Consider the following 21,997-nt stretch of genomic DNA (forward strand, 5'->3'; position numbering starts at 1 on the left):
ATTATAAATGATACCAAACATAATTTATACCTATTTTACGTTAGCTACTTATCGAGTTATCATAATGTATATAAGATTGAAAGCGAGTGATAAACATGATTGGAATGCAATATAAGGTCATTCTTCCAAAGGATTATGACATGGAAATTATTAAGAAAAGGGTAAAGGATAATGGCTATAAAACTGATGGTTTCCAAGAACTAAATTTTAAAGCTTATTTAATTACGGAAACGGAGAAAGACGGGAATTTTTATAACTGCTATGCACCTTTATATATTTGGAATGGTCATGAAGGGATGAATAAATTTATCTTTGAAGGGTATTACGATAACATTTTACAATCTTTTGGATGGCAACAAATACATATAGGTGTTCCATTAGTGGTTAATCTAAGTGATGGATTTAAGAAAAGTAGATATGTTGTTGAATATGCAGGAAGTATTTCTCAAAGTAAAACACTGATTGGGACTCAATTAAGCACTATGAATGAAGATGTACAAAACAACGAAAAGTGTTTAGGGAATGTAATCGTTTATAATCCGGATAAATGGGGATATAGTAGGTTTGAGTTTTATGAAGAGAAGCCTGATATTGTAGTGAATAAGGGTGTTACAGTATATGAGATTTTACACATTTCACGATGAAATTTTGTTGTATATTAAAAATAAGAAAAGGAATGAAAGTCTATGCCTTTTGTGAAGATTTATTATTCTGAAAACATATTAAATGAAGAAGAGTTGGAAAAAATGGGTGAATGTATCCATCTTTCATTAATTGAACATTTTAACATCCCTGAAAATGATTATTTTCAAATGTTCTTACCTTACCAACAAAACAAATTTTTATATAATCCATATTATTTGTTGGAAAGAGGAGAAAAGAGAACAGAGAATATGATTTATGTTTCTATTACATGTGGACCGGGAAGAACGGTGCAACAGAAAAAAGATTTGTATCAATCGGTTTCCCTAAAAATTACGGAACATTCCGACGTTAAAACTTCGGATATTTTTATTACACTAAATGAGACAGCTGCTGAAAACTGGTCATTTGGTCAAGGGATAGCACAAATGGTGAAAATAAAGGGAGAAAAAAATGAAAAATGAACTTATTGAAGTACATATTAAAAAGAAAATGAGAGAAATGTCACCTGCATTTGCTCATTATAGTGAAAAGATATTATTTGAGGAAGTGTGGCGGGATGCCACTTTAACATTAAGAGAAAGAAGTTTGTGTACTGTGTCAGCACTAATCAGTCTCGGTAATACAGAACAATTACAATTTCATCTGAAGCTAGCTAAACAAAATGGGGTTATGGAGAATGAATTGGTTGCATTAATAACACATATGGCTTTTTACGTTGGTTGGCCAAAAGCTATGGCAGCTTTAAATATAGTAATGAATGAAATGAAAAGTTAAGAATAATGATAAGTAAGAATTCATGTTTATATGAATTCTTACTTATCATTATTTATGCAATACTCTATCGCTATATTTATTACATTTTATCTTGCTTTTTTATCACTTGCGTAGTAAAGTGATAGTAAGATGAACGCTAGGAAGTGATAAAACATGCGTGATAATACGATAGGATCATTAATATGGTTACGTTTAATACGATTTACGAACCAAAGTAATCAAATGTCAAATGAGTTTTTAAAACGTTTTGATTTAACGACAGCTCAATTTGATGTGCTTTTGCAAATACGTACGTATCAACCACTCACACAAATGGAGTTAGCTGAAAAGGTAACTGTTACACAAGGTGGCATTTCTCGAATGTTAACTCGTCTTGAAAAAGAAGGATATATTGTACGAAAACAAGATTGGAAAACGAAAACAATTAGTCTTACAGAGCAAGGAGAAGCTGCTTTAGAGAGAGCATTGCCAGAGCAACTTGCATTTCAATCTTCGTTTTTTGATGATGTATTAAATGAAGAAGAGCAGAAAATATTATACGAGCTGATGACGAAAGTTCATAAGCATAGCGAAAAAAAAGAATTACCGCAAGAGTAATTTTTTTTACCTTATCAATTGACTAATCAAGTGATGAGGTAGGTAATACGGAGATATACTTGACTTACCAACGTTTTTAGAAGAAAAACTAATACTACATTATTAAAGGGGAGAGTAACTATGGAAAAATACCGTATAGATACAAGAAAAGGAATTGAGTTTGGGTTATATTCAATTGGCGATCATGTTTTAAATCCACATAATGGGGAGAAAATTACGCCAGAAAAAAGAATTCACGAACTAATTGAAACAGCTAAGTTAGCAGATGAGGCAGGGCTTGATGTGTTTGCTGTAGGCGAAAGTCATCAAACGCATTTTACAACGCAAGCTCATACAGTTATTTTAGGTGCGGTCGCGCAAGCTACGAAAAATATAAAAATTGCAAGTTCCGCAACGATATTAAGTACATCTGACCCAGTTCGTGTATATGAGGATTTCGCTACCATTGACTTGATTTCTAATGGTCGTGCTGAAATCGTAGCTGGTCGTGGATCTCGTATTGGAGGATATAGTTTACTTGGTTATGATGTGAATGATTATGAAGAGTTATTTGAAGAGAAGATGGATCTTTTATTAAAAATTAATAAAGAGGAACATGTAACATGGAATGGGCAGTTCAGAGCACCACTTGAGCATGCTTCAGTTATCCCTAGAGCTAAAAATAATAACCTACCAATTTGGCGTGCGGTTGGTGGACCGCCAGCTAGTGCAATTAAAGCAGGACGTGCAGGTGTGCCAATGATGATAACAACACTTGGTGGTCCAGCAATTAACTTTAAAGTGTCAGTAGATGCTTACCGCGAGGCTGCTCAGCAAAGTGGATTTGATCCAGCTAGTTTACCAGTTGCGACAACGAGTTTATTTTATACGGCAAAAAATTCACAAGATGCACTTAGTGAATATTACCCTCACATTAATGCTGGTATGCTTACACTGCGCGGTGGTGGGTATCCGAAACAGCAATTTACAAATGCAATAGATTACCGTGATGCTTTAATGGTTGGTAGCCCACAACAAATCATTGAGAAAATGCTTTACCAATATGAATTATTTGGCCAACAACGCTTTATGGCACAAATTGATTTTGGCGGTGTACCATTTGATAAAATTGAGAAAAATATTGAATTAATTGCTACTGAAATTTTACCAGCCGTTAGAAAACATACAGCAAAATAAATAAAAAACTGAGAGTCTAATCGACTTTCAGTTTTTTTTATTTATTTTGGAAAAATGACAAAAAAATGAACTTTTAGTCGAGGAAGAGGGAAGTTATTTTCTATTTTTGAATAACATTATTTCGAGTTTGAATTTTGAAAATACATTTTTCTCTTGACAAAAAACAAGCATTTATCGAGGGTAGTTTCGAGGACATTTTTTCGGGTGAAAGTCAAGTATATGAAGAGAAAAACGATTGTTTTATAGATATAAAAGTAAGAAGTATATTGAAAAAACACATTTTTCTAATGAGAAAAATCTGATTCAAAAAAATGACAAAAGACATATTTCAGACAAAATGATGTCAATAATACGTCAAAAATAACCTGAATTTACTATGCAGGTATATTATACAATTCGATTAACGAATAAAACACTACAGAAATAGTGAAAAGGTAAAAAATAGCATTACAATAGTTTGAAAAACTGAAACTTCATATTTTTCGACAATACATACAAAATGTTTTTGTCTTTTCGTATTTCTTAATAATTGAGTTTGATAAGATTGCTCAATTAACTTTTATTATAAAAACTATGAAGGAAGTGATTTTAGTATGGAAACGCTCGAATTGGCACGAATACAGTTCGCATCAACAACGATTTTCCATTACTTTTTTGTTCCGCTGTCAATTGGTTTAGCTTTTATTATTGCGATCATGCAAACGTTGTATGTGGTAAAAGGGCAAGAAGTATATAAGAAGATGGCAAAGTTTTGGACGCAATTATTCCTTATTAACTTTGCAGTAGGTGTAGTAACAGGTATTTTACAAGAATTCCAGTTTGGTATGAACTGGTCAACGTATTCACGTTTTGTAGGTGATGTATTTGGTCCATCACTTGCGATTGAAGGATTACTGGCATTTTTCATTGAGTCTACATTCCTGGGTTTATGGGTATTCGGTGAGGATAAATTACCGAAGCGAATTCACTTAATGTGTATTTGGCTCCTTTCAATTGGAACGATGTTATCAGCATTCTGGATTTTAACTGCAAGTGCATTTATGCAGTCACCTGTCGGGTATGAAATGGCAGCTGATGGTCGTGCGCAAATGAATGATTTCTTAGCCATTATTCAAAATCCACAACTATGGGTACAATTCCCGCATACAATTACAGCGGCAATTGCAACAGGTGCATTCTTTATTGCTGGTGTAAGTGCATGGAAAATTACAAAAGGACAAGAAACTGTAGTATTTAAAAAATCTTTCCGAATTTCTATCATTGTTGGAACAATTACAACGGCGCTTGTATTATTCTTCGGTCATGCACAAGCGCAACAATTAATTAAGACACATCCAATGAAGATGGCGGCAGCCGAAGCGCTATGGAATACAAGTGAGGATCCAGCACCATTTACAGTATTTTCGAAAATTGATACAGAGAAGAAAGAAAATTCGTTTGAAATTCAAATCCCTTATATGCTAAGTCTATTATCGTATGATAAGTTTAGCGGTCAAGTTGAAGGGATGAATCAAATTCAAAAACAATATGAGGAAAAATATGGACCTGGAGATTATATTCCTCCAGTGCATACAATGTTTTGGAGTTTTAGAGCGATGGTAATGAGTGGAACATTCATGCTTCTTCTAGGAGCTTACGGATGGTTCTTATCAAGAAAAGATCGTTTAGCGGAAAAAACGTGGTATTTAAAATTAATGGTGTATGCAATTTCTCTTCCATTCATCGGTAATACAGTAGGGTGGATTATGACTGAAATGGGTCGTCAACCTTGGGTTGTATTTGGTGTAATGAAAACAGAAGATGCTGTATCACCAAATGTAACATTCGGTGAAGTATTATTCTCACTTATTTCATTCACATCAATGTATTTAATTATGGGTGGAATTTGTGTGTACTTATTTGTTCGTACCATTAAGGGCCACAAGAATAAGAAAACGAAAAAGGATTATCAAAGCCATGATCCATTTGATAAGGAGGAAGAGTATGTTATCTCTTAATGAGTTATGGTTTTTAGTTATTGCAATCTTATTTGTTGGATTCTTTGTACTGGAAGGTTTCGACTTTGGGGTAGGAATGGTTTCGAGGTTTTTAGGAAAGAATGATTTTGAAAAACGAGTTTACTTAAATACAATAGGACCGTTCTGGCACGCGAATGAAGTATGGCTTGTTTGTGCTGGCGGAGCGATGTTTGCAGCATTTCCGCACTGGTATGCAACTTTATTTAGTGGTTTTTATATTCCATTTGTATTTATGCTTCTTGCTTTAATTTTAAGAGGTGTTTCTTTTAAATTTCGCGCGAAAATAGATAATCATAAATGGAAGAGTGCATGGGATTGGGGGATGTTTATTGGAAGTATGTTACCTCCTATCCTTTGGGGAGTTGCGATTGCAAACTTTATGGTAGGTGTACCTATTGATGAGAGTAAAAATGTTGTAGGTGGATTCTTGCAATTACTTCATCCATTTGCGTTACTTGGAGGAGTAATGTTTCTCCTGCTATGTATTGTTCACGGATTACAATTTCTTACGATACGTACAACTGGTAAATTGAGAGAACGTGCACGAATTGCTGCAATAAAAATTGCACCATTTTCATTAATTACACTTCTTGTTTTTGCTGGTGTGGGGTTATGGAAAACCGACATTTTCACTGCTCATGGAACAGAATGGATTATGGTGCCAATCGGAGCTTTTGTAGCACTATTAGTGTCCACTTTATTAAATAAAAGAAGAAGAGATGGTTGGGCTTTCTTTATGACGAGTTTAACAATCATTTTACTAAGTGCGAGTGTATTTATCGGTATGTTCCCACGTGTTATGATTAGCTCTTTAGGAGCAATGAATGATTTGACAATTTACAACGCAGCATCAGGAGCTTATGCATTAAAACTTATGACTTACTTTGCGATTGCTATTTTGCCTTTCGTTATCGGAAGTCAAATATGGAGTTATTATGTATTTAGACAACCTGTTAAGTCAGACAACGATTTGGAGTACTAATGAAAAGAAAAAGAGGACTTCCGTCTTATCCCGGTAGCCGTATTTTATATGTAGCGTTAACGATTATTAGTATTTTAGAAGCTTTTAGTATTATTGCGCAAACAATCTTTTTAGCACGAGCTATTACGTTTTTATTTCATGGAGAGACAGTACAAACAATATTAAGTGAAATTGTTTATTTTGGTATCGCGTTTGCAGCGCGTCACATAGTAGTTCGAACATCACAAATATTAGTGGAACGTTTTGCTGAAAAAACAGGGTCGTTACTAAGAAAACAACTAATAGAGGCATATTTCACATTAGGTCCAAGGTATGTTCAAACTGTTGGAACTGGTCATCTGGTTACCTTATCAATTGAAGGGATTGAGAAATTTAAAACATATATTGAATTAACGATTCCTAAAATGATTAGAAGTAGCATCGTTCCAGGTCTAATTGCACTATACGTTTTTACGCTAGATATTGAGTCTGGAATCATTTTAGTTGTAACGATTCCTATCGTGATCATATTTATGATTCTTCTCGGATTAGCAGCGCAAAAAATGGCAGATAGTCAGTACGAGATATATCGTGTACTTTCGAACCATTTTGTAGATACGTTAAAAGGTTTAGAAACATTAAAGTATTTAGGGAAAAGTGAACAGCACGAAGGAAAGATTGAAAAAGTAAGTAAAAGGTATAGAAAAGCAACGATGCGTACTTTGCGAGTTGCTTTTCTTTCTTCTTTTGCATTAGATTTCTTTACGAGTTTATCAATCGCGTTTGTGGCAGTTGGATTAGGGATACGTTTAATAGATGGAACGATTATACTATTACCAGCCCTTACAATTTTGATTTTAGCTCCGGAATATTTTCTGCCGATTAAACAAGTGGGAGCAAATTATCATGCGACATTAGATGGACAAATTGCGATGGAGCAAATAGAAGAGATTTTGCAACAACAAAAAGGAATACAAAAGAAAGATTTAAACGAAGACATAGTATGGAATGCCTCTAGTAGCTTGAAATTACAAGATATCAAAGTTAATAATACTGAATCTGAAAAGGCTATATTAGAAAGGATTAATTTTACTTGGGAAGGTAACGGTGTTATTGGTGTTATTGGTGAAAGTGGTGCAGGCAAATCGACGTTAATCGACGTATTAGCAGGTTTTTTATCTCCTTCGAGTGGAAAGATGTTAGTAAATGGTCTAGAAGTTGATGGATCTACTCGTGAAGATTGGCAAAAAAATATCGCTTATATTCCGCAGCAACCTTATATTTTTCCGCTTTCATTAAAGGATAACATTCGTTTTTATGAAACAAATGCAACAGATGAAGAAGTTGAAAGAGTTATTAATGAAGTCGGCCTTCGTTCACTCGTTACATCACTTCCAAATGGGATGCACGAAAGAATTGGGGAAGGTGGACGTATGCTAAGTGGCGGACAAGAACAGCGTGTTGCTATGGCGCGTGCGCTTTTAAGTAAAAAACCAATCATTTTATTAGATGAGCCTACGGCACATCTTGATATTGAAACCGAATTTGAAATAAAGCAAGCGATGTTACGTCTATTTAATGGAAAGTTAGTATTTTTAGCAACCCACCGTCTACATTGGATGAAACAAATGGACCATATTCTTATTTTAAATAAAGGGGAAATGAAAGAAAGTGGGACGTATGAAGAACTTTTAGAGAATGAGACATTACATTTTCATAGGGAAGAGAGGGGAGAGAAATGAGTAACTGGGTTAAACCTTATATAAAACAAAATAAAGGTAGAATGACTTTAACTATTTTCCTTGGTCTTCTTGGAGTTAGTTCAGGAGCGATGTTACTTTTTATTTCAGGTTATTTGATCTCAAAATCTGCCCTTAGACCAGAAAATGTAATGGCTGTATATGTTCCTATTGTTGCAACAAGAGCGTTTAGTATAGGGCAAGCTGTATTTCATTATATAGAGCGCTTAGTTGGACATGATGTCGTACTACGTATATTAGAAAAAATGAGAACGAGGCTATATAGAATAGTAGAACCACAGGCGTTATTTTTCCGTTCTCGATTTCAAACGGGTGATATGTTAGGAGTGTTATCCGAAGATATAGAGCATTTGCAAAACCTATATTTACGTACAATATTTCCTAGCATATTAGCGCTAGTTGTTTATAGTATCTTCGTACTTGTTATCGGTGCATTTGATTTTGTTTTTGCACTTATTGTAGGTTGTATGTTAGCTATTATCGTTTTTCTTCTTCCGTTTGTATCATTACTTTTGATGAAGAAACATCATGTTACTTTAAAGCAAGGAAGAAACCGTTTGTATCAACAACTGACAGATGCTGTTTTTGGATTATCTGATTGGCAAGCAAGTGGTCGTAAAGATGAATTTATTAATGAGTATGTAAAACAAAATGATCAGTTGTTAAAAATCGAAAAGAGAGTGAAACGCTGGTATCATATTCGGGACAGTATCATTCAATTAGTAGTAGGTATTGTAGTTATTTCGATGATCATATGGACTGGTAATGAAGCGGCAAGTGAACAAATTGCTCCTACAGTTATCGCAGCTTTCGTATTAATGACTTTATCTGTAACGAACGCGCTTATTCCTATTGCAGATGCCATCGATCGAATACCGTCGTATGTAGAATCTACCCATCGTCTTAATGGCGTAGAAAGTGATAGTGTTTTACATGATGAAACGGATTTGCATGGAGAGAAAGATTATATTGAACCAAAACATGTAGATATTGAACTGAATCACGTATCGTATAGTTATCCAGATAGTAATGAGATTGTATTAAAAGATGTATCATTACAAATAAAAGCAGGGAAGAAAATTGCTGTTTTAGGGAGAAGTGGCACAGGGAAATCTACTTTACTAAAATTGTTAACAGGGGCGTTAAGCCCAGTAAATGGCCAAGTTGTACTAAATGGTGAACGAGCTCATACGAATCTTTTATCTAAATATATTTCTGTATTAAATCAAAAGCCCCATTTGTTTGATACGACAATTGGAAATAATGTACGAATTGGCAAACCAGAGGCGACGGATGAAGAGATATGGAAAGCTTTAGAGAAAGCACAATTAGCTTCACATGTTACTTCTCTTCCAGACGGATTACAAACAAAAATGCATGAAATGGGAAAGCGGTTTTCTGGTGGGGAAAGACAAAGGGTTGCTTTTGCTAGAACTCTTATGCAAGAAACACCAATTATTGTACTTGATGAACCGACTATCGGTTTAGATCCAAAAACAGAATTGTCTTTAATTGAAACAATGTTTTCTGCAACGGAAGAAAAGACGGTTATTTGGATTACGCACCATCTTGTAGGAATAGAACATGTAGACGAAGTTATATTCCTTGATCGTGGCCAAATTGTCATGCAAGGTAGTCATAAACAACTTCTGAAAGAAAATGAAAAGTATCGTAAACTTTATGAGTTAGATAAAGGAATATAATTTGAATAAGCAATAATTGTAAAAATAGCTACGCCTAATGGTGGAGCTATTTTTTTTGTTAGATTGCAGGTGTATATGATTGTTACGAATTAAAAATGAATTTCATATTATACATATAATGGAGGGGATGTACATGAAGGAGCAATATAAAATCATTGTTTTAAGTGATGAATTATCAGGGGATAGGATTCGAAATACGTTAGACAAAAATAAATGTAAAACAATAGTTCATGTTGTGGACGTTTCAGATGTTGTTCGTATAGAAAGTTCTTTTCAATATATAGTCATTTGGAGAGGGGACGCAGAAAAACTTACAAATGACTTGATAAATAGGGGCGTGCAAAGTTCAAAAATTATTAATTTAACAAAATACATGTATGAATGGAAGGATAAATTAATTTCTATCTATCAAATAAATCCGGATCTTATGTCTTTATACATTTCTATGAAAAAAGCAAAGAGTGATCCGACGTATGAATTGTTTGCTACCGGTTTGTCTTATCCGCATTGTGGCATAAGTACGGAGCTTCTCTCAAAAAAGTCAATAAAATTAACACTTCCATCGCAAGATCTATACTATGATTATTTAATAGCGTCACAACTTTTATCAAACAATCATTCATTTCAATATTGTTTAATAGGAATAGCCTATTTCTCGTTTTACTTTGATATGTCGTTATCCTCCGAATCATATAGAATTCACAAAGTATATTATCCATTGTTTCAAGATGGTCATCATACTGTAGTTCACTCTCCTCTACCCACTGATGGATTCTCACATCTAAATACTCCGAAACCACTTCTTTCTATTTTTAATTTGCATTTTGAATATATTTTATTAGATGAACTAAAAGATGAATCATTGATACTGCCTTGGATAAATGCTGAGTGGAATACCACTCCTCTTCACATTCCTTTTGAAGAACACGGGAAAATAAGAGCAGCTTCACATGCTAAATTGTCGTACCCTCATACTTTAGTTGAAAATAAAATGATTTTTAAAAAATATTTAGATTTACTGTTAAAAAATGATATAAAGCCACTAATTGTTGTGTTCCCTGTTACTTCACATTATTTCAATTGTAGTAGTAAAAAATTAAAAGAAGATTTTTATAAAGTTATAAATGATTTTCAAACTCAATATTCTTTTCAAATTATAGATCTATTTGATTCGCCATTATTTTGTGACGATGATTTTTATGATAGTGATCATATGAATAAAAAAGGTGCAAATAAAATGTCCGCATTATTAAATATGTTTATTCAGGAACGAAAAGTATGATAATTTGTTTCATGTTTGCATAAAAGTATATAGGCTCCATACAGTTAAAGTAATGTGATTTTTGTGTCGCGTATATAAATAATATGCGAAGAGGTGAGAGAGTTAAAATGAGAACTCGTATTGAAAGAACTGAAGAGGTGGTAGAGCAACTTCCGTTGGTAAGTGTATTAATTCCTACGTATAATCGTCCTCGTTACTTTGAAAAGGCGCTATGTAGTGTGTTAGAACAAACGTACCCTAATATAGAAATTATAGTTGGAGATGACAGCACGAATGATGAAACAGAAAAAGTGTTACAAAAATACTTATGTGATCATTCAAATATTATTTATATAAAAAATAGATCAACTCTCGGACAATTTGAAAATGCGCTAATGTTATTTAATGAAGCGAACGGTGAATATATAAATTTTTTAATGGATGATGATGTATTTCATGTGAATAAAATTGAAAAAATGATGAAGTATTTTTTCGATGATTTAGATAATGAAATTAAGCTTGTAACATCTCATCGTCAAGTCATTGATGATAAAGGGAAAGAGCTACGACATATTTATTCGACTGTCCGTTTATTTGAAGAGGATACCATTATAGCGGGAACAGAATTAGGAAATAAGGTAATTGTGGATCAAAAAAATTATATTGGAGAACCGACAACAGTTTTATTTCGTAAAAATGATTTACAAGAACCGTTTGGGATTTTTGATAAGAGGCGGTATTTATGTAACGTAGATATAGCTTCATGGTTATCTTTATTAAGTAAAGGAAAAGCTGTATATATAGCAGAGACACTTAGTTACTTTCGATTACATCCAGATCAACAGTTAAATGAATCTAATAAAATGATGGATGGGTTAGAAGATTTTTCACACAGTATTATAGCAGGAGAACAATATGGTTTCTTATCCACTGAAAAAGAGTTAGACAAAGCGATAACTAATTTTCTAGATTATGCAAGAAGGATAGTTCCATCATCAATATTATATACATTAGACTATTACCAAAAAATTAGAGCGAAGAAAATAAACATAGAAAAGAAAAAACAACATATAAATAATAATTCTTCTTTACCGAAAGTAAGTATACTTATTCCTGCATACAATAGACCTTATTACTTGGAATTAGCACTCAACAGCGCTTTGAATCAAACATATGAAAATATTGAAATTATTATTTCTGACGACAGTACAAATAATGAAGTCAATGCTATGATTCAACCGTACTTACGTGAATATGAGTGTATTACATATGTAAAAAATGAAACGCCGTTAGTTGCCGAAAACTTTAATAAGTGTGTAGAACTTGCGAATGGGGACTATATAAACTTTTTATTAGATGATGATTTATTTCATCATGAAAAGATCGAGAGAATGATGAAATACTTTTTGGCGTTAGAAAATATTTCATTTGTGACGTCATATCGTGAACTGATTGATGAGAATGGAGAGATATTACCACCTTCAACATTAAATATGAAAATCGCGAAAGAAACTACACTTTTTGAAGGAAAAGAATTAGGGAATTATATGTTAAAAAACTTGAAAAATGTAGTTGGTGAGCCGACAACTGTTTTGTTTAATCGGAATTTGTTTGACGGGAAGTTTGGATATTTTAAAGGAAAGGCTTATTCTGCTATTAATGACATTGCAACTTGGCTAGATATGATGAGGAAAGGAAAAGTAGTTTATATACATGAACCTCTTAGTTATTTTAGACAGCATAGTGGACAAAATCAAAAACAAATGCATTTTATTTTAATGACAATTGAAGAGTGGATTGAATTAATTATAGATGCATATAATAGTGGGTTTTTAAGCTCCGAAAGTGAGTATAAAGAGAGTTTATCTTATTGTTTAGAAAATGCGGGATTTATAGTTAAGGATGCAGTAAGAAATGGCGAACTAGATCAAATTTATAATGAAAAGATAAAAAAAGGCTTAAACAAGTTAGTTGCTCATATGTTCGAGAAAGAATGTTGTTATTGTCAATATTGCAATCAACAATTTGAAAAATTTTCACCTTGGCCAGCACATTATGATTTTCCGAAATATAAATTTGAAATGTGGAATAAAGATACAGGGATATGTCCAGTTTGTAATTCGATGGATCGTGAAAGATTGTACCGTGCGTACATTGAAACGGAAACGGACTTGTTAAATAGAAACTATACAATGCTTCATATTGCACCTGAAGCAAAGTTAAGAGATTGGTTTAACGAGTATAAAAATATTACGTATGTATGTGGTGACTTAGAACCAAAGGATCCATTAATGAAGGAAATTGATGTTACAAGAATTACATATGATAGTAATACTTTTGATGTAATATTATGTAGCCATGTATTAGAACACGTTCCTGATGATGACAAAGCAATGCGAGAGTTATATAGAGTGTTAAAGCCAAATGGATGGGGAATTATTCAAGTACCAATCGTAATGAATGTAGATTTTATTGTAGAGAATGAATTAATTGTAACACCACAATTGAGGAAATTAGCTTTTGGTCAAGAAGATCATGTGAGAATTTACAATCAATCGGGATTTATTCAACGATTAATGAATGCAGGATTTAAGGTAGAATTATATAACATAGCGGAAAAACAAGGAATGAAAAGTGCTAGGAAATTTGGATTATCTGAAACAGATATGCTCTATATTGTCCGAAAATGATAGGAAGGAATAGATAGATATGGAGAATATTCCTTTTTTACGTGCTTCAACTGTACCTGTAAGTGAGTATTTGGACGAATTGAAGGAAATTGATACATCTCACATATATACGAATTATGGACCTATAAATCAACGTTTTGAGGAAACAATTATGTCGTCATTTTTTCAAAACAGGGGAGCTGTTACAACAGTAGCAAACGCAACGTTAGGGTTAATGGCGGCTATTCAACTAAAGAAAAGAAGAAAGGGAAAGTATGCTCTCATGCCTAGCTTTACATTCCCTGCGACTGCCTTAGCCGCTATTTGGTGTGGATTGGAACCTTACTTTATTGATATTTCAATAGATGATTGGTATATGGATAAAACGGTACTTTTGGATAAGATAGAAGAATTAAAAGAAGAGGTTGCGATTGTTGTCCCGTACGCCACCTTTGGATCATGGATGAACTTAGAAGAATATGAAGAATTAGAGAAGAAGGGGATTCCGGTTGTCGTAGATGCGGCGCCGGGATTTGGATTAATGAATGGAGGGATGCATTACGGTCAAGATTTTAGTGGAATGATCGTATATAGCTTTCATGCAACAAAGCCGTTCGGAATTGGTGAAGGAGGGCTCATATATAGTAAAAACGAAGAAGATATACAACGTATTAAAAGAATGGGGAATTTCGGATTTGATAAAAATCGTGAATGCACGATGATGGGGTTTAATTGTAAAATGTCTGAATACGCAGCAGCTATTGGGATTGCGACTATAAAAAAGTGGGATCAAAAATTAAAAGAACGCACCCGTATTTCTGAATGGTATAAACAGTTGTTACAAAATACTGGGCTAATGAAAAAAGGGTGGAATGTCCAAAAGACAGAAGCAGTTATTCACCAATTTATGCCTATCATTTGTCCAGAAGAAGTTCGCAACATACAAGTAATAGAAGAACTGAAAAAACAGAAAATAGAAGCTAGATTATACTTTTCACCATCTTGCCACCAACAAGTTCTTTTTAAAAACTATAAGTCTACAGATTTAACAAAAACGAATAAAATAGCAAAACGAATCGTAAGTTTACCTTTATGGGAAGGAATGACGAAAGAACTAGTAGAGCAAATTGTAATCTGTTTAGAGCAGAAGGTGGTGTCGGTAGATGAATAGTTTTTATAGTCAAGAAGAACTAAAGAAAATTGGATTTTTATCTGTTGGGAAAAATGTATTGGTTAGTAAAAAAGCAAGTATATATAATCCGAGTGCTATATCAGTTGGCAATCATGTAAGAATTGATGATTTTTGCATTTTAAGTGGTAAAATCACAATTGGAAGTTATTCGCACATATCAGCGTATACAGCGTTATATGGAGGGGAAGTTGGGATTGAAATGCATGATTTTGCAAACATCTCAGCTAAAACAATCGTATATGCAGTACTTGATGATTTCAGTGGAAATACATTAATGGGGCCAACCGTCCCGAATCAATATAGGAATGTGAAAGCAGAAAAAGTTATTTTAAAAAAACATGTGATTATTGGTGCTAATTCTATTATTTTTCCAAATGTAACGGTAGGAGAAGGAACGGCAGTCGGCGCGATGAGTATGGTAAAAGAGAGTTTAGATGATTGGTATATTTACGCTGGAGTTCCCGTAAGGAAAGTAAAACCTCGTCAAAAAAAGATGCTAGAGTTAGAAATTGATTTTTTAAAAAGCATTCATTCTTAACAAAAAAGAATGAATGCTTTTTATTTTTATCCCGCTATTTGCTGGTAAAGATTCGACTGGTGAGGGCTAATTAAAGTTTCACTTTATGATAGAGCGGAGTGTATCTTAACTTATTATGTTTTAAATTTTGCTGACCAAGGCAATACTGAGCCATAGTGAATGTAAAGTTGGAGGGCGAGCGTATATGTTTGATGAGGATGGGATTGTTTTAATTATGGAACCAGCTGATGAAAGAAACTTGAGGAGATTTATTTTTTCAGTGCCAAAGTCAGTGTATGAAAAGAAGGGGCTTACATTACACTATGGAACAGCTATAGGACAAGGATATATGGATATAATTGAAGATATTATAAGCGTACATATAGAAATAGATGTTGTAACGATAATAGGGCATGTAAGAGGATAAATAGCTATTTGAAAAAGGTTATAAACAATTTAGCTAGAAGTTATGTATAGAGAAAATTACAGACAATGATAAAGACGAAGGGAGTCTAAAATGAAAATAAAATCAATTTTATTAGTATTTATAGTTTCAATTGGTTTAATGGGATGTTCAATAGTGGAAGAAGGAAAGAACTCCATAGATTATGCTCAAAAGGCGACAGACTATGTAAATGAAATAAGTGCATTTGCAAACGATGCACCAGCATTAGCAGAAAAGGCCGTTAATGATAGCGAGGCTCGAAAAGAATTAGAAACGAAGCTTAGTGAAATTAAACAAGATATACCCGCATTCAATGAATTAACGCCACCTGATGTAGCAAAGGATCTTCATCAACAAATCGTCGGATATAACGAAAAGTTAAATACGTTAATTGATACGGCGATGACAAAGATAGAAGAAGGAAAAGTGGATGTAGAGCAATTTAAAAACTCAGAGCTTATGCAGACGGTAGATCAAGTTCGAGATTTGAAAGATAAGGTGCAAAATTTAGGTCAATAGTAAAAAGCTCCGTTTGTGATAAACGGAGCTTTTTATTATTGGATACAATAAGCGATTACACCAACGATAATAATAGCTGCACCAAGTAAATGATTCAACTAAATCGTATCTCCAAATAGAAATACTGACCAAAGCATTGACCATAGTATAATAATCCCGCGATGTGAATATGCTTTTGAAATTTCGAAATGTTTAATTACTTGTTGCCATAACATTGCATATCCGAATAAAAGTACAACTAGTCCGAAATAAGTAACAAAAATTAGGTGGAAGCAATTGGGAATTGAGCTGCCCATTTCATGTAAACCATAATGATAGAATATATCAAAAAGCTACATGTAAAAATACATAATTTTTAATAGTTGGTTTCATTTATTCACTCTCTTTTGCATATAAATATATATTTATACCTAATTTTTCTAATAATAGATATTGGAACCTATTTTGTTTAATCTTTCACATTCCAAATTACATAGTATCATGGCTTTTATTGTAAAACAATAGAAGCCATGCATTCATTTTTTCCAAGGTTCTATAATATGTATCGTTTTATTTGTTGCATCCATCTCTACTTGAACACCAATAGGCATGGTGATCATTGGATGTGTATGGCAACAATCGAAGTCAGCTAGAAAAGGAATTCTTTGATTTTGAAGTACTTCTAACAGTATTTCAAAAGGTTTTCGATTTGTACCACAATCATCAAATTGCTCATGTTTTCCAAGAATGATACCTGAAATTTTATCGAATACACCGTTAATTTTAAGGAATGAAAAGCTTCTTTCGATAGTAGCTGCATCTTTTGAACTGTCCTCAATAAAGAGAATATCGCCTTCTTGAATATGTGGCATATAGGGGCTAGCCCAAATTCCTTGTATCGTGTTTAAATTCCCGCCAATAATACGGCCAGTAGCTTTTCCGTCAATTACTGAAATCCAATTGTTTGGTCGAAGTTCTTTCTCCTTCGTCTTTTCTTCCCAATTAATAAATTCATCTGACCAAAATAATGGTTGTTTTATATGATAAGGAAGAGATTGATCATGTAGTAAAGTTTCTGCAAAATATTTGTATGTACAATTAACAAAAGGTTCAAATTCGCCAAAGGAAGGGACGAGAGCTGGCCCATAAAATGTAGGGATTCCTGTTTTAGCATAAATTCCTAGTAATAAAGCAGTTGCATCTGAATATCCAATCATTATTTTAGGGTTATTTAGAAAAGCATCATAATCAATATAAGGTAATATTGAATTTGAATTCATCCCACCAATTGTTGACATAATACAAGAAATATTAGGGTTTCTTATCAAGGCATTTAGTTCATCAGCACGCTCTTGTATACTACCAGAACGATAAAAATCATATCGACCTGTTAATGAACCTTCTAATATATGAAACCCTTTCTGTTGTAAGTAAGATTTTGCTCGTCCGAATCTATTTGGGGAAGTGTAGGTTACTGGTGAAGAAGGAGAGTAGATCCCAATTGTGTCTCCATATTTTAATGATTTTGGAAGTAGCATTTGTATGAATCCCTTCTATTAAATAGTTTATTTACAAGATTTTATTGTTGAATATTCTTATATTTCAGTATTATTAGTGTAACATAAACAAATTAAAATAATAATTACTGTATATGAATAAATATACTTTTTACCTTGACTGTATAAAGGAATTGTTGTTAAGGTTAAATGTGAGTGTATAAAAGGTTTGCTAAAGGAGTTTTGAAATGAATCGGTTAAAATGGGGAAGGATGACAGTCCTATTAGTCATTATTTTAGGGATATGTTGGTTCTTATTCCAAGGAAATCAAAAGAGCGTAGCGAATGTAGAAGGACAACCTTTGCAAGTGGCAGAACTACCTAAAGCAGGATTTACTGAAAAAGTAGTCCCGCCAAAGTACATCCCACCAGAAATTAACGCAAAAGCGGCTATGATTATCGATGCGAGTGATGGAGATATTATTTATCAATATAATGAAAATGAAGCTTTTGCACCGGCTAGTATGTCTAAGATGATGACAGCGTATCTCCTACTAGAGAGTATACATAACGGGAAAGTTCGCTGGGAAGATCCAGTTAAAATGAGTGCGAAGGCGGCACAAACAGAGGGAGCGAGAATCCCAGTACAAGTTAATGACACATTAACTGTTAAAGATTTATATCATGCATTAATGATTGAGTCAGCTAATAATTCAGCTGTGGCTTTAGCAGAACATATGGCAAAATCGGAGAAAGATTTCGTTCAGCTTATGGATGCAAAAGCGAAACAGTTAAAAATGTCGGAACATGCTAAATTTGCAAATGCTTCTGGATTACAAGAGCCAGATGGAAGTGAAACAAAAATGACGGCTGGTGATGTAGCACAATTGGCGTATCATCTTATAAAAGATTATCCGGAAATATTAGAAGTGACTCACTTACGTCAAAGTCAGCTAGCATTTAATAATATTAATGTTATAAGCACAAACGACATGTTAAATAAAAATAATAAAAGTTTATATATAGAAGGAATGGATGGACTAAAGACTGGATTTACAGATAGCGCAGGATACTGTTTTACGGGGACTGCAAAGCAAGGTGATAATCGAATTATTACAGTGGTCATGGGGACATCAAGTAAAACAAAACGTTTTACAGAGACAAATAAGTTAATGTCGTATGCATTTGGATTAGTTAATTAAGTAAAATACGAATCTAGATCGCTACATAAGTAAGACTGTTTGTTGTTACTAATTTTAGATAACAACAAACGGTCTTTTTATTTTAACTTTAAAAAGGAAAAAGATTCTAAATACAAGTGTTATCATTTGAGTTTATTTGTTGCTGTGATATTATAAAGTTATAAGCTTATTAATAATAAGTTTGAGGGGCGTAATATGACATATACATATGAAATAGCCTCAATTGAAAATTGGAGGGAATTATGATGGCAAAAGATTTTTACTCAGCAATTGAAGACAGAAGATCTATTTATGCAATTAGTAAAGAGCAAGTAGTTTCTGATGAAAAAATTCAAGAAGTGATTTATCATGCTGTAAAACATACACCTTCAGCTTTTAATTCTCAAAGTGCTCGCGTTGTTGTTTTATTAGGAGAACAACATGATAAATTATGGGATATTACGAAAGAAACATTAAGAAAAATTGTACCTGAAAATAACTTTGCACCTACTGAAGAAAAAATGAATGCATTTAAAAGTGGTTATGGAACGGTTTTATATTTTGAAGACAGTGAAGTTGTGGAAGGCCTTCAAGCAAACTTTGCATTATATAAAGATAATTTCCCAACTTGGTCTCAGCAATCATCAGGAATGTTACAATTTGCAATTTGGACAGCTTTAGAAATTGAAGGGTTTGGTGCTACGTTGCAGCATTACAATCCGCTAATTGATGAAGAAGTGAGAAAAGAGTGGGATGTTCCAGCAAATTGGAAGCTCACTGCGCAAATGCCATTTGGTAAACCGGTAGTACATGCTGGTGAAAAAGAATTCCAACCGTTAGAAAACCGTGTGAAAATTTATAAATAAAATAATTTGATAAAAGGTGAACAGGAATATAACCTGTTCACCTTTTTTATACGTAATAAGGGTTTTTTTGTCCAGCATTTTTCATCTGATTTTTTAATTCATTTTTACGTATTTCAATAGCTGATACTTTTTGTAATGTTATCATTGAAACGAATTGAATAAAAGCATAGTATAGCTCTATATTTTTTTGTATTGGATCATCTATTATATTTCTCACAAATATGCCTCCTCTTTTTATTCCAATAAAATTCCGCATTAATGGGTAGCCCGAGTAGTGAGGGTTAATAATTAGCGGGGGGATAAAACCTTTACTAATTAAAGTTTTATTATGATATATAATACTATGATTATCCTATAAATTCCATTATCGGAAAAGAAAACAGTTGGTATAGTGTGTGTTTTCTTTAAAGGAGAAATGGTTTTTGTGAAATAAATCTTACAATTCGTCAAATTATTTCAAAATTGTAGATAGTATAGAAATTTAGTTTTCTAAAAATATTATACTATTGATAAATAGAGTGATTTTTGTCATGATGAAAGTATACTTCATGTAAGGAGCTTTATAAGGAAATACATAATGTGGTTTGTATTAGGTTAATAGAATTTTTTATAGAAGATAGAAAAGGGATGTTTTATATTGAGATATTAAATGAAATGTCGAATTTTCATGCGATATATAAGAAATTTGAAAAAATCATTGCAAAAACACTATAATTAATGATAAAGTTCACATGAAGTTCACACGGATTTCACTTTGTTCATTTAAAATGAACTCTGTGTGAAAAATAAAACTCTTGCTAAAAAATGGAACTGGATGAATATTTTACTTTGATAATATTGTAAAGTATTAAAGTTTTAAGTTTTTTTTAAGAGGATAGTAGGGAAAGGAAGTAAAGACAACTTATGAAAAAAGTAATTGCAGGTTTAGCAGCAGCTTCTGTAGCTGGCGTTGCAGTTCCAGGAATGGATTCTGCTCATGCACAAGTTTCAAATGAAGCGCTAAAAGAAATTAATGGACAAACTCAAACTCAAACGACTGTAACTGAAACAAAAACTGTAGAAACAACTTCTGAATTAAAATACACAGTAACTGCTGATGTATTAAATGTTCGTTCAGGTGCTGGTACAGGACATAACGTTATTTCTAAAGTGAAATCAGGTCAAGTGCTACAAGTAGTTGGACAAGAAAACGGTTGGTTCAAAGTAAACGTAAATGGTCAAACAGGTTATGTAAGTGGTGACTTCGTAACGACTGGTGGCAAAACAGGAACGACTGTTCAACAAGGAACAGGTACTTACACAGTAAACGTTTCTTCACTTAACGTACGTACCGGCCCAAGTACATCTCATACAGTATTAGGTTCTGTAAACAAAGGTAAAACAGTACAAGTTGTAGGTGAAGTACAAGATTGGTTTAAAATCAACTTCAATGGTGGAACTGGATACGTAAGCAAAGACTTCGTAACAAAAGGTGGTTCTGCTGTATCTAACCAAACACAACAACCAACTACAAACAACAATACTACAACAGTTCAAACTGGTGGTTCTTATGTTGTTAACACTGGTGCTTTAAAAGTACGTACAGGCCCAGCTACATACAACGCTGTAATCGGTGGAGTAACAAATGGTAAAGTACTAAACGTTACTGGCGCTGAAAATGGCTGGTACAAAATTAACCATAACGGCCGCACGGGTTACGTAAGTGCAGACTTCGTTAAGTTTGTAAAAGGCGGAGTAAACAACGTTACAAATAACAATAACAATAACAATAACGTTACAAATAACGTTCAACAACCAGGTAAAGACGTACAAAAACCAACAACAGGTGGAGATACATCTTCAATCGCTGGATTCGCTAGATCTTTAAATGGTTCACCATACAGAACTGCTGGTACAACACCTGCTGGTTTTGACTGCAGTGGATTCATTCACTACGTATTAAATCAAACTGGTCATAAAGGCGCTCGTCAAACAGTTGCTGGATACTGGAGCTCTAAAACAAAAACTAGCAATCCACAACCAGGTGATTTAGTATACTTCCAAAATACTTATAAATCAGGTCCTTCTCACATGGGTGTTTACTTAGGAAACGGTCAGTTCATTAGTGCAGAAACAGATGCAACTGGTGTACGTATTAGTTCTGTAAGTAACTCTTACTGGAGCAAGCACCTATTAGGTTACACAAAAGCATACTAAGAAAAAGTAGTTTTATATACTTTTCGTATAGAGAAAAGGCTT

General features: G+C 33.4%; 20 protein-coding genes and 1 pseudogene. 18 read left to right on the plus strand and 3 right to left on the minus strand.

The features are described from left to right. Positions 1-95: 95 nt before the first annotated feature. The 15 genes from BM089_RS05345 to BM089_RS05415 all read left to right on the plus strand — a co-directional run bounded on the left by BM089_RS05345 (position 96) and on the right by BM089_RS05415 (position 16,237). Entirely contained in the window at positions 96-644 is a 549-nt protein-coding gene (locus BM089_RS05345; protein WP_000579908.1) for a DUF4865 family protein, read from the plus strand. A gap of 42 nt (positions 645-686) precedes the next feature. Further along, positions 687-1,106: a tautomerase family protein gene (locus BM089_RS05350; RefSeq protein ID WP_090976222.1), complete on the plus strand. Its 420-nt coding sequence runs from the start codon at positions 687-689 to the stop codon at positions 1,104-1,106. After that, a complete protein-coding gene (locus tag BM089_RS05355; RefSeq protein ID WP_000787201.1) occupies positions 1,096-1,419 on the plus strand; it encodes a carboxymuconolactone decarboxylase family protein in 324 nt (107 codons plus the stop codon). Before BM089_RS05350 ends, BM089_RS05355 begins: the two co-directional genes overlap by 11 nt. 153 nt (positions 1,420-1,572) lie before the next feature. Beyond that, the gene (locus BM089_RS05360; protein WP_001205523.1) at positions 1,573-2,016 is read left to right on the plus strand and encodes a MarR family winged helix-turn-helix transcriptional regulator; all 444 of its coding nucleotides are present in this window, start codon (positions 1,573-1,575) and stop codon (positions 2,014-2,016) included. A gap of 120 nt (positions 2,017-2,136) precedes the next feature. Further along, positions 2,137-3,192: an LLM class flavin-dependent oxidoreductase gene (locus BM089_RS05365; protein WP_079519245.1), complete on the plus strand. Its 1,056-nt coding sequence runs from the start codon at positions 2,137-2,139 to the stop codon at positions 3,190-3,192. 593 nt (positions 3,193-3,785) lie between these two features. Next, positions 3,786-5,189, plus strand: coding sequence for a cytochrome ubiquinol oxidase subunit I (gene cydA / locus BM089_RS05370; protein WP_000448869.1), 1,404 nt, complete (start codon positions 3,786-3,788; stop codon positions 5,187-5,189). Next, positions 5,176-6,192 carry a cytochrome d ubiquinol oxidase subunit II gene (gene cydB / locus BM089_RS05375; RefSeq protein ID WP_000950083.1) on the plus strand — a complete coding sequence of 339 codons (1,017 nt, stop codon included), beginning with the start codon at positions 5,176-5,178 and terminating at the stop codon, positions 6,190-6,192. The genes cydA and cydB overlap by 14 nt, the downstream gene beginning before the upstream one ends. Next, the gene (gene cydD / locus BM089_RS05380) at positions 6,192-7,913 is read left to right on the plus strand and encodes a thiol reductant ABC exporter subunit CydD (protein ID WP_090976224.1); all 1,722 of its coding nucleotides are present in this window, start codon (positions 6,192-6,194) and stop codon (positions 7,911-7,913) included. The genes cydB and cydD overlap by 1 nt, the downstream gene beginning before the upstream one ends. After that, complete coding sequence (gene cydC, locus BM089_RS05385; protein ID WP_065228660.1) at positions 7,910-9,634, plus strand: thiol reductant ABC exporter subunit CydC; 1,725 nt, start codon at positions 7,910-7,912, stop codon at positions 9,632-9,634. The genes cydD and cydC overlap by 4 nt, the downstream gene beginning before the upstream one ends. Before the next feature lie 133 nt (positions 9,635-9,767). Beyond that, positions 9,768-10,916, plus strand: a complete 1,149-nt coding sequence (locus BM089_RS05390; RefSeq protein ID WP_000664248.1) for a hypothetical protein — start codon at positions 9,768-9,770, stop codon at positions 10,914-10,916. A 107-nt stretch (positions 10,917-11,023) separates the two neighbouring features. Next, positions 11,024-13,585, plus strand: coding sequence for a glycosyltransferase (locus tag BM089_RS05395; RefSeq protein WP_090976226.1), 2,562 nt, complete (start codon positions 11,024-11,026; stop codon positions 13,583-13,585). Positions 13,586-13,604: 19 nt separating this feature from the next. Then, positions 13,605-14,735 carry a DegT/DnrJ/EryC1/StrS aminotransferase family protein gene (locus BM089_RS05400; protein ID WP_078993415.1) on the plus strand — a complete coding sequence of 377 codons (1,131 nt, stop codon included), beginning with the start codon at positions 13,605-13,607 and terminating at the stop codon, positions 14,733-14,735. Further along, on the plus strand, positions 14,728-15,294 hold the full coding sequence (locus BM089_RS05405) for an acyltransferase (RefSeq protein WP_001084185.1): 567 nt from the start codon (positions 14,728-14,730) through the stop codon (positions 15,292-15,294). The genes BM089_RS05400 and BM089_RS05405 overlap by 8 nt, the downstream gene beginning before the upstream one ends. Positions 15,295-15,478: 184 nt before the next feature. After that, on the plus strand, positions 15,479-15,700 hold the full coding sequence (locus BM089_RS05410; RefSeq protein ID WP_000459099.1) for a hypothetical protein: 222 nt from the start codon (positions 15,479-15,481) through the stop codon (positions 15,698-15,700). Positions 15,701-15,790: 90 nt separating this feature from the next. Further along, entirely contained in the window at positions 15,791-16,237 is a 447-nt protein-coding gene (locus BM089_RS05415; protein WP_000695203.1) for a DUF6376 family protein, read from the plus strand. 101 nt (positions 16,238-16,338) lie between these two features. Here the strand turns inward: BM089_RS05415 and BM089_RS05420 are convergent. Next, positions 16,339-16,609: pseudogene (locus BM089_RS05420) on the minus strand (hypothetical protein); the annotation flags it as partial. 143 nt (positions 16,610-16,752) lie between these two features. Continuing rightward, positions 16,753-17,754: a S66 family peptidase gene (locus BM089_RS05425; protein WP_090976228.1), complete on the minus strand. Its 1,002-nt coding sequence runs from the start codon at positions 17,752-17,754 to the stop codon at positions 16,753-16,755. A gap of 206 nt (positions 17,755-17,960) precedes the next feature. Between BM089_RS05425 and BM089_RS05430 the strand changes: the two genes are divergently transcribed. Then, positions 17,961-18,914, plus strand: a complete 954-nt coding sequence (locus BM089_RS05430) for a D-alanyl-D-alanine carboxypeptidase family protein (protein WP_001080881.1) — start codon at positions 17,961-17,963, stop codon at positions 18,912-18,914. A 242-nt stretch (positions 18,915-19,156) separates the two neighbouring features. Continuing rightward, positions 19,157-19,759 (plus strand): nitroreductase family protein, encoded by a 603-nt coding sequence (locus BM089_RS05435; RefSeq protein ID WP_002093949.1) that lies wholly within the window; start codon positions 19,157-19,159, stop codon positions 19,757-19,759. Between the two features lie 46 nt (positions 19,760-19,805). Here the strand turns inward: BM089_RS05435 and BM089_RS05440 are convergent, their stop codons facing one another. Beyond that, positions 19,806-19,976, minus strand: a complete 171-nt coding sequence (locus BM089_RS05440; RefSeq protein ID WP_063547083.1) for a hypothetical protein — start codon at positions 19,974-19,976, stop codon at positions 19,806-19,808. A gap of 686 nt (positions 19,977-20,662) precedes the next feature. Here BM089_RS05440 and entFM point away from each other — a divergent pair. Then, on the plus strand, positions 20,663-21,955 hold the full coding sequence (gene entFM / locus BM089_RS05445) for an enterotoxin EntFM (RefSeq protein ID WP_053564727.1): 1,293 nt from the start codon (positions 20,663-20,665) through the stop codon (positions 21,953-21,955). Positions 21,956-21,997 lie beyond the last annotated feature (42 nt).

The organism is Bacillus sp. 5mfcol3.1 (assembly GCF_900114335.1).
Taxonomy (GTDB): Bacteria; Bacillota; Bacilli; order Bacillales; family Bacillaceae_G; genus Bacillus_A; species Bacillus_A thuringiensis_S.

Coding starts and splice junctions, on each gene's coding strand:
- BM089_RS05425 (WP_090976228.1), bottom strand. CDS start 17,754: ATGCTACTTCCAAAATCATTAAAATATGGAGACACAATTGGGATCTAC.
- BM089_RS05410 (WP_000459099.1), top strand. CDS start 15,479: ATGTTTGATGAGGATGGGATTGTTTTAATTATGGAACCAGCTGATGAA.
- BM089_RS05360 (WP_001205523.1), top strand. CDS start 1,573: ATGCGTGATAATACGATAGGATCATTAATATGGTTACGTTTAATACGA.
- BM089_RS05345 (WP_000579908.1), top strand. CDS start 96: ATGATTGGAATGCAATATAAGGTCATTCTTCCAAAGGATTATGACATG.
- BM089_RS05405 (WP_001084185.1), top strand. CDS start 14,728: ATGAATAGTTTTTATAGTCAAGAAGAACTAAAGAAAATTGGATTTTTA.
- cydB (WP_000950083.1), top strand. CDS start 5,176: ATGTTATCTCTTAATGAGTTATGGTTTTTAGTTATTGCAATCTTATTT.
- BM089_RS05365 (WP_079519245.1), top strand. CDS start 2,137: ATGGAAAAATACCGTATAGATACAAGAAAAGGAATTGAGTTTGGGTTA.
- BM089_RS05435 (WP_002093949.1), top strand. CDS start 19,157: ATGATGGCAAAAGATTTTTACTCAGCAATTGAAGACAGAAGATCTATT.
- cydA (WP_000448869.1), top strand. CDS start 3,786: ATGGAAACGCTCGAATTGGCACGAATACAGTTCGCATCAACAACGATT.
- cydD (WP_090976224.1), top strand. CDS start 6,192: ATGAAAAGAAAAAGAGGACTTCCGTCTTATCCCGGTAGCCGTATTTTA.
- BM089_RS05390 (WP_000664248.1), top strand. CDS start 9,768: ATGAAGGAGCAATATAAAATCATTGTTTTAAGTGATGAATTATCAGGG.
- BM089_RS05400 (WP_078993415.1), top strand. CDS start 13,605: ATGGAGAATATTCCTTTTTTACGTGCTTCAACTGTACCTGTAAGTGAG.
- BM089_RS05415 (WP_000695203.1), top strand. CDS start 15,791: ATGAAAATAAAATCAATTTTATTAGTATTTATAGTTTCAATTGGTTTA.
- BM089_RS05355 (WP_000787201.1), top strand. CDS start 1,096: ATGAAAAATGAACTTATTGAAGTACATATTAAAAAGAAAATGAGAGAA.
- BM089_RS05395 (WP_090976226.1), top strand. CDS start 11,024: ATGAGAACTCGTATTGAAAGAACTGAAGAGGTGGTAGAGCAACTTCCG.
- BM089_RS05430 (WP_001080881.1), top strand. CDS start 17,961: ATGAATCGGTTAAAATGGGGAAGGATGACAGTCCTATTAGTCATTATT.
- BM089_RS05350 (WP_090976222.1), top strand. CDS start 687: ATGCCTTTTGTGAAGATTTATTATTCTGAAAACATATTAAATGAAGAA.
- cydC (WP_065228660.1), top strand. CDS start 7,910: ATGAGTAACTGGGTTAAACCTTATATAAAACAAAATAAAGGTAGAATG.
- entFM (WP_053564727.1), top strand. CDS start 20,663: ATGAAAAAAGTAATTGCAGGTTTAGCAGCAGCTTCTGTAGCTGGCGTT.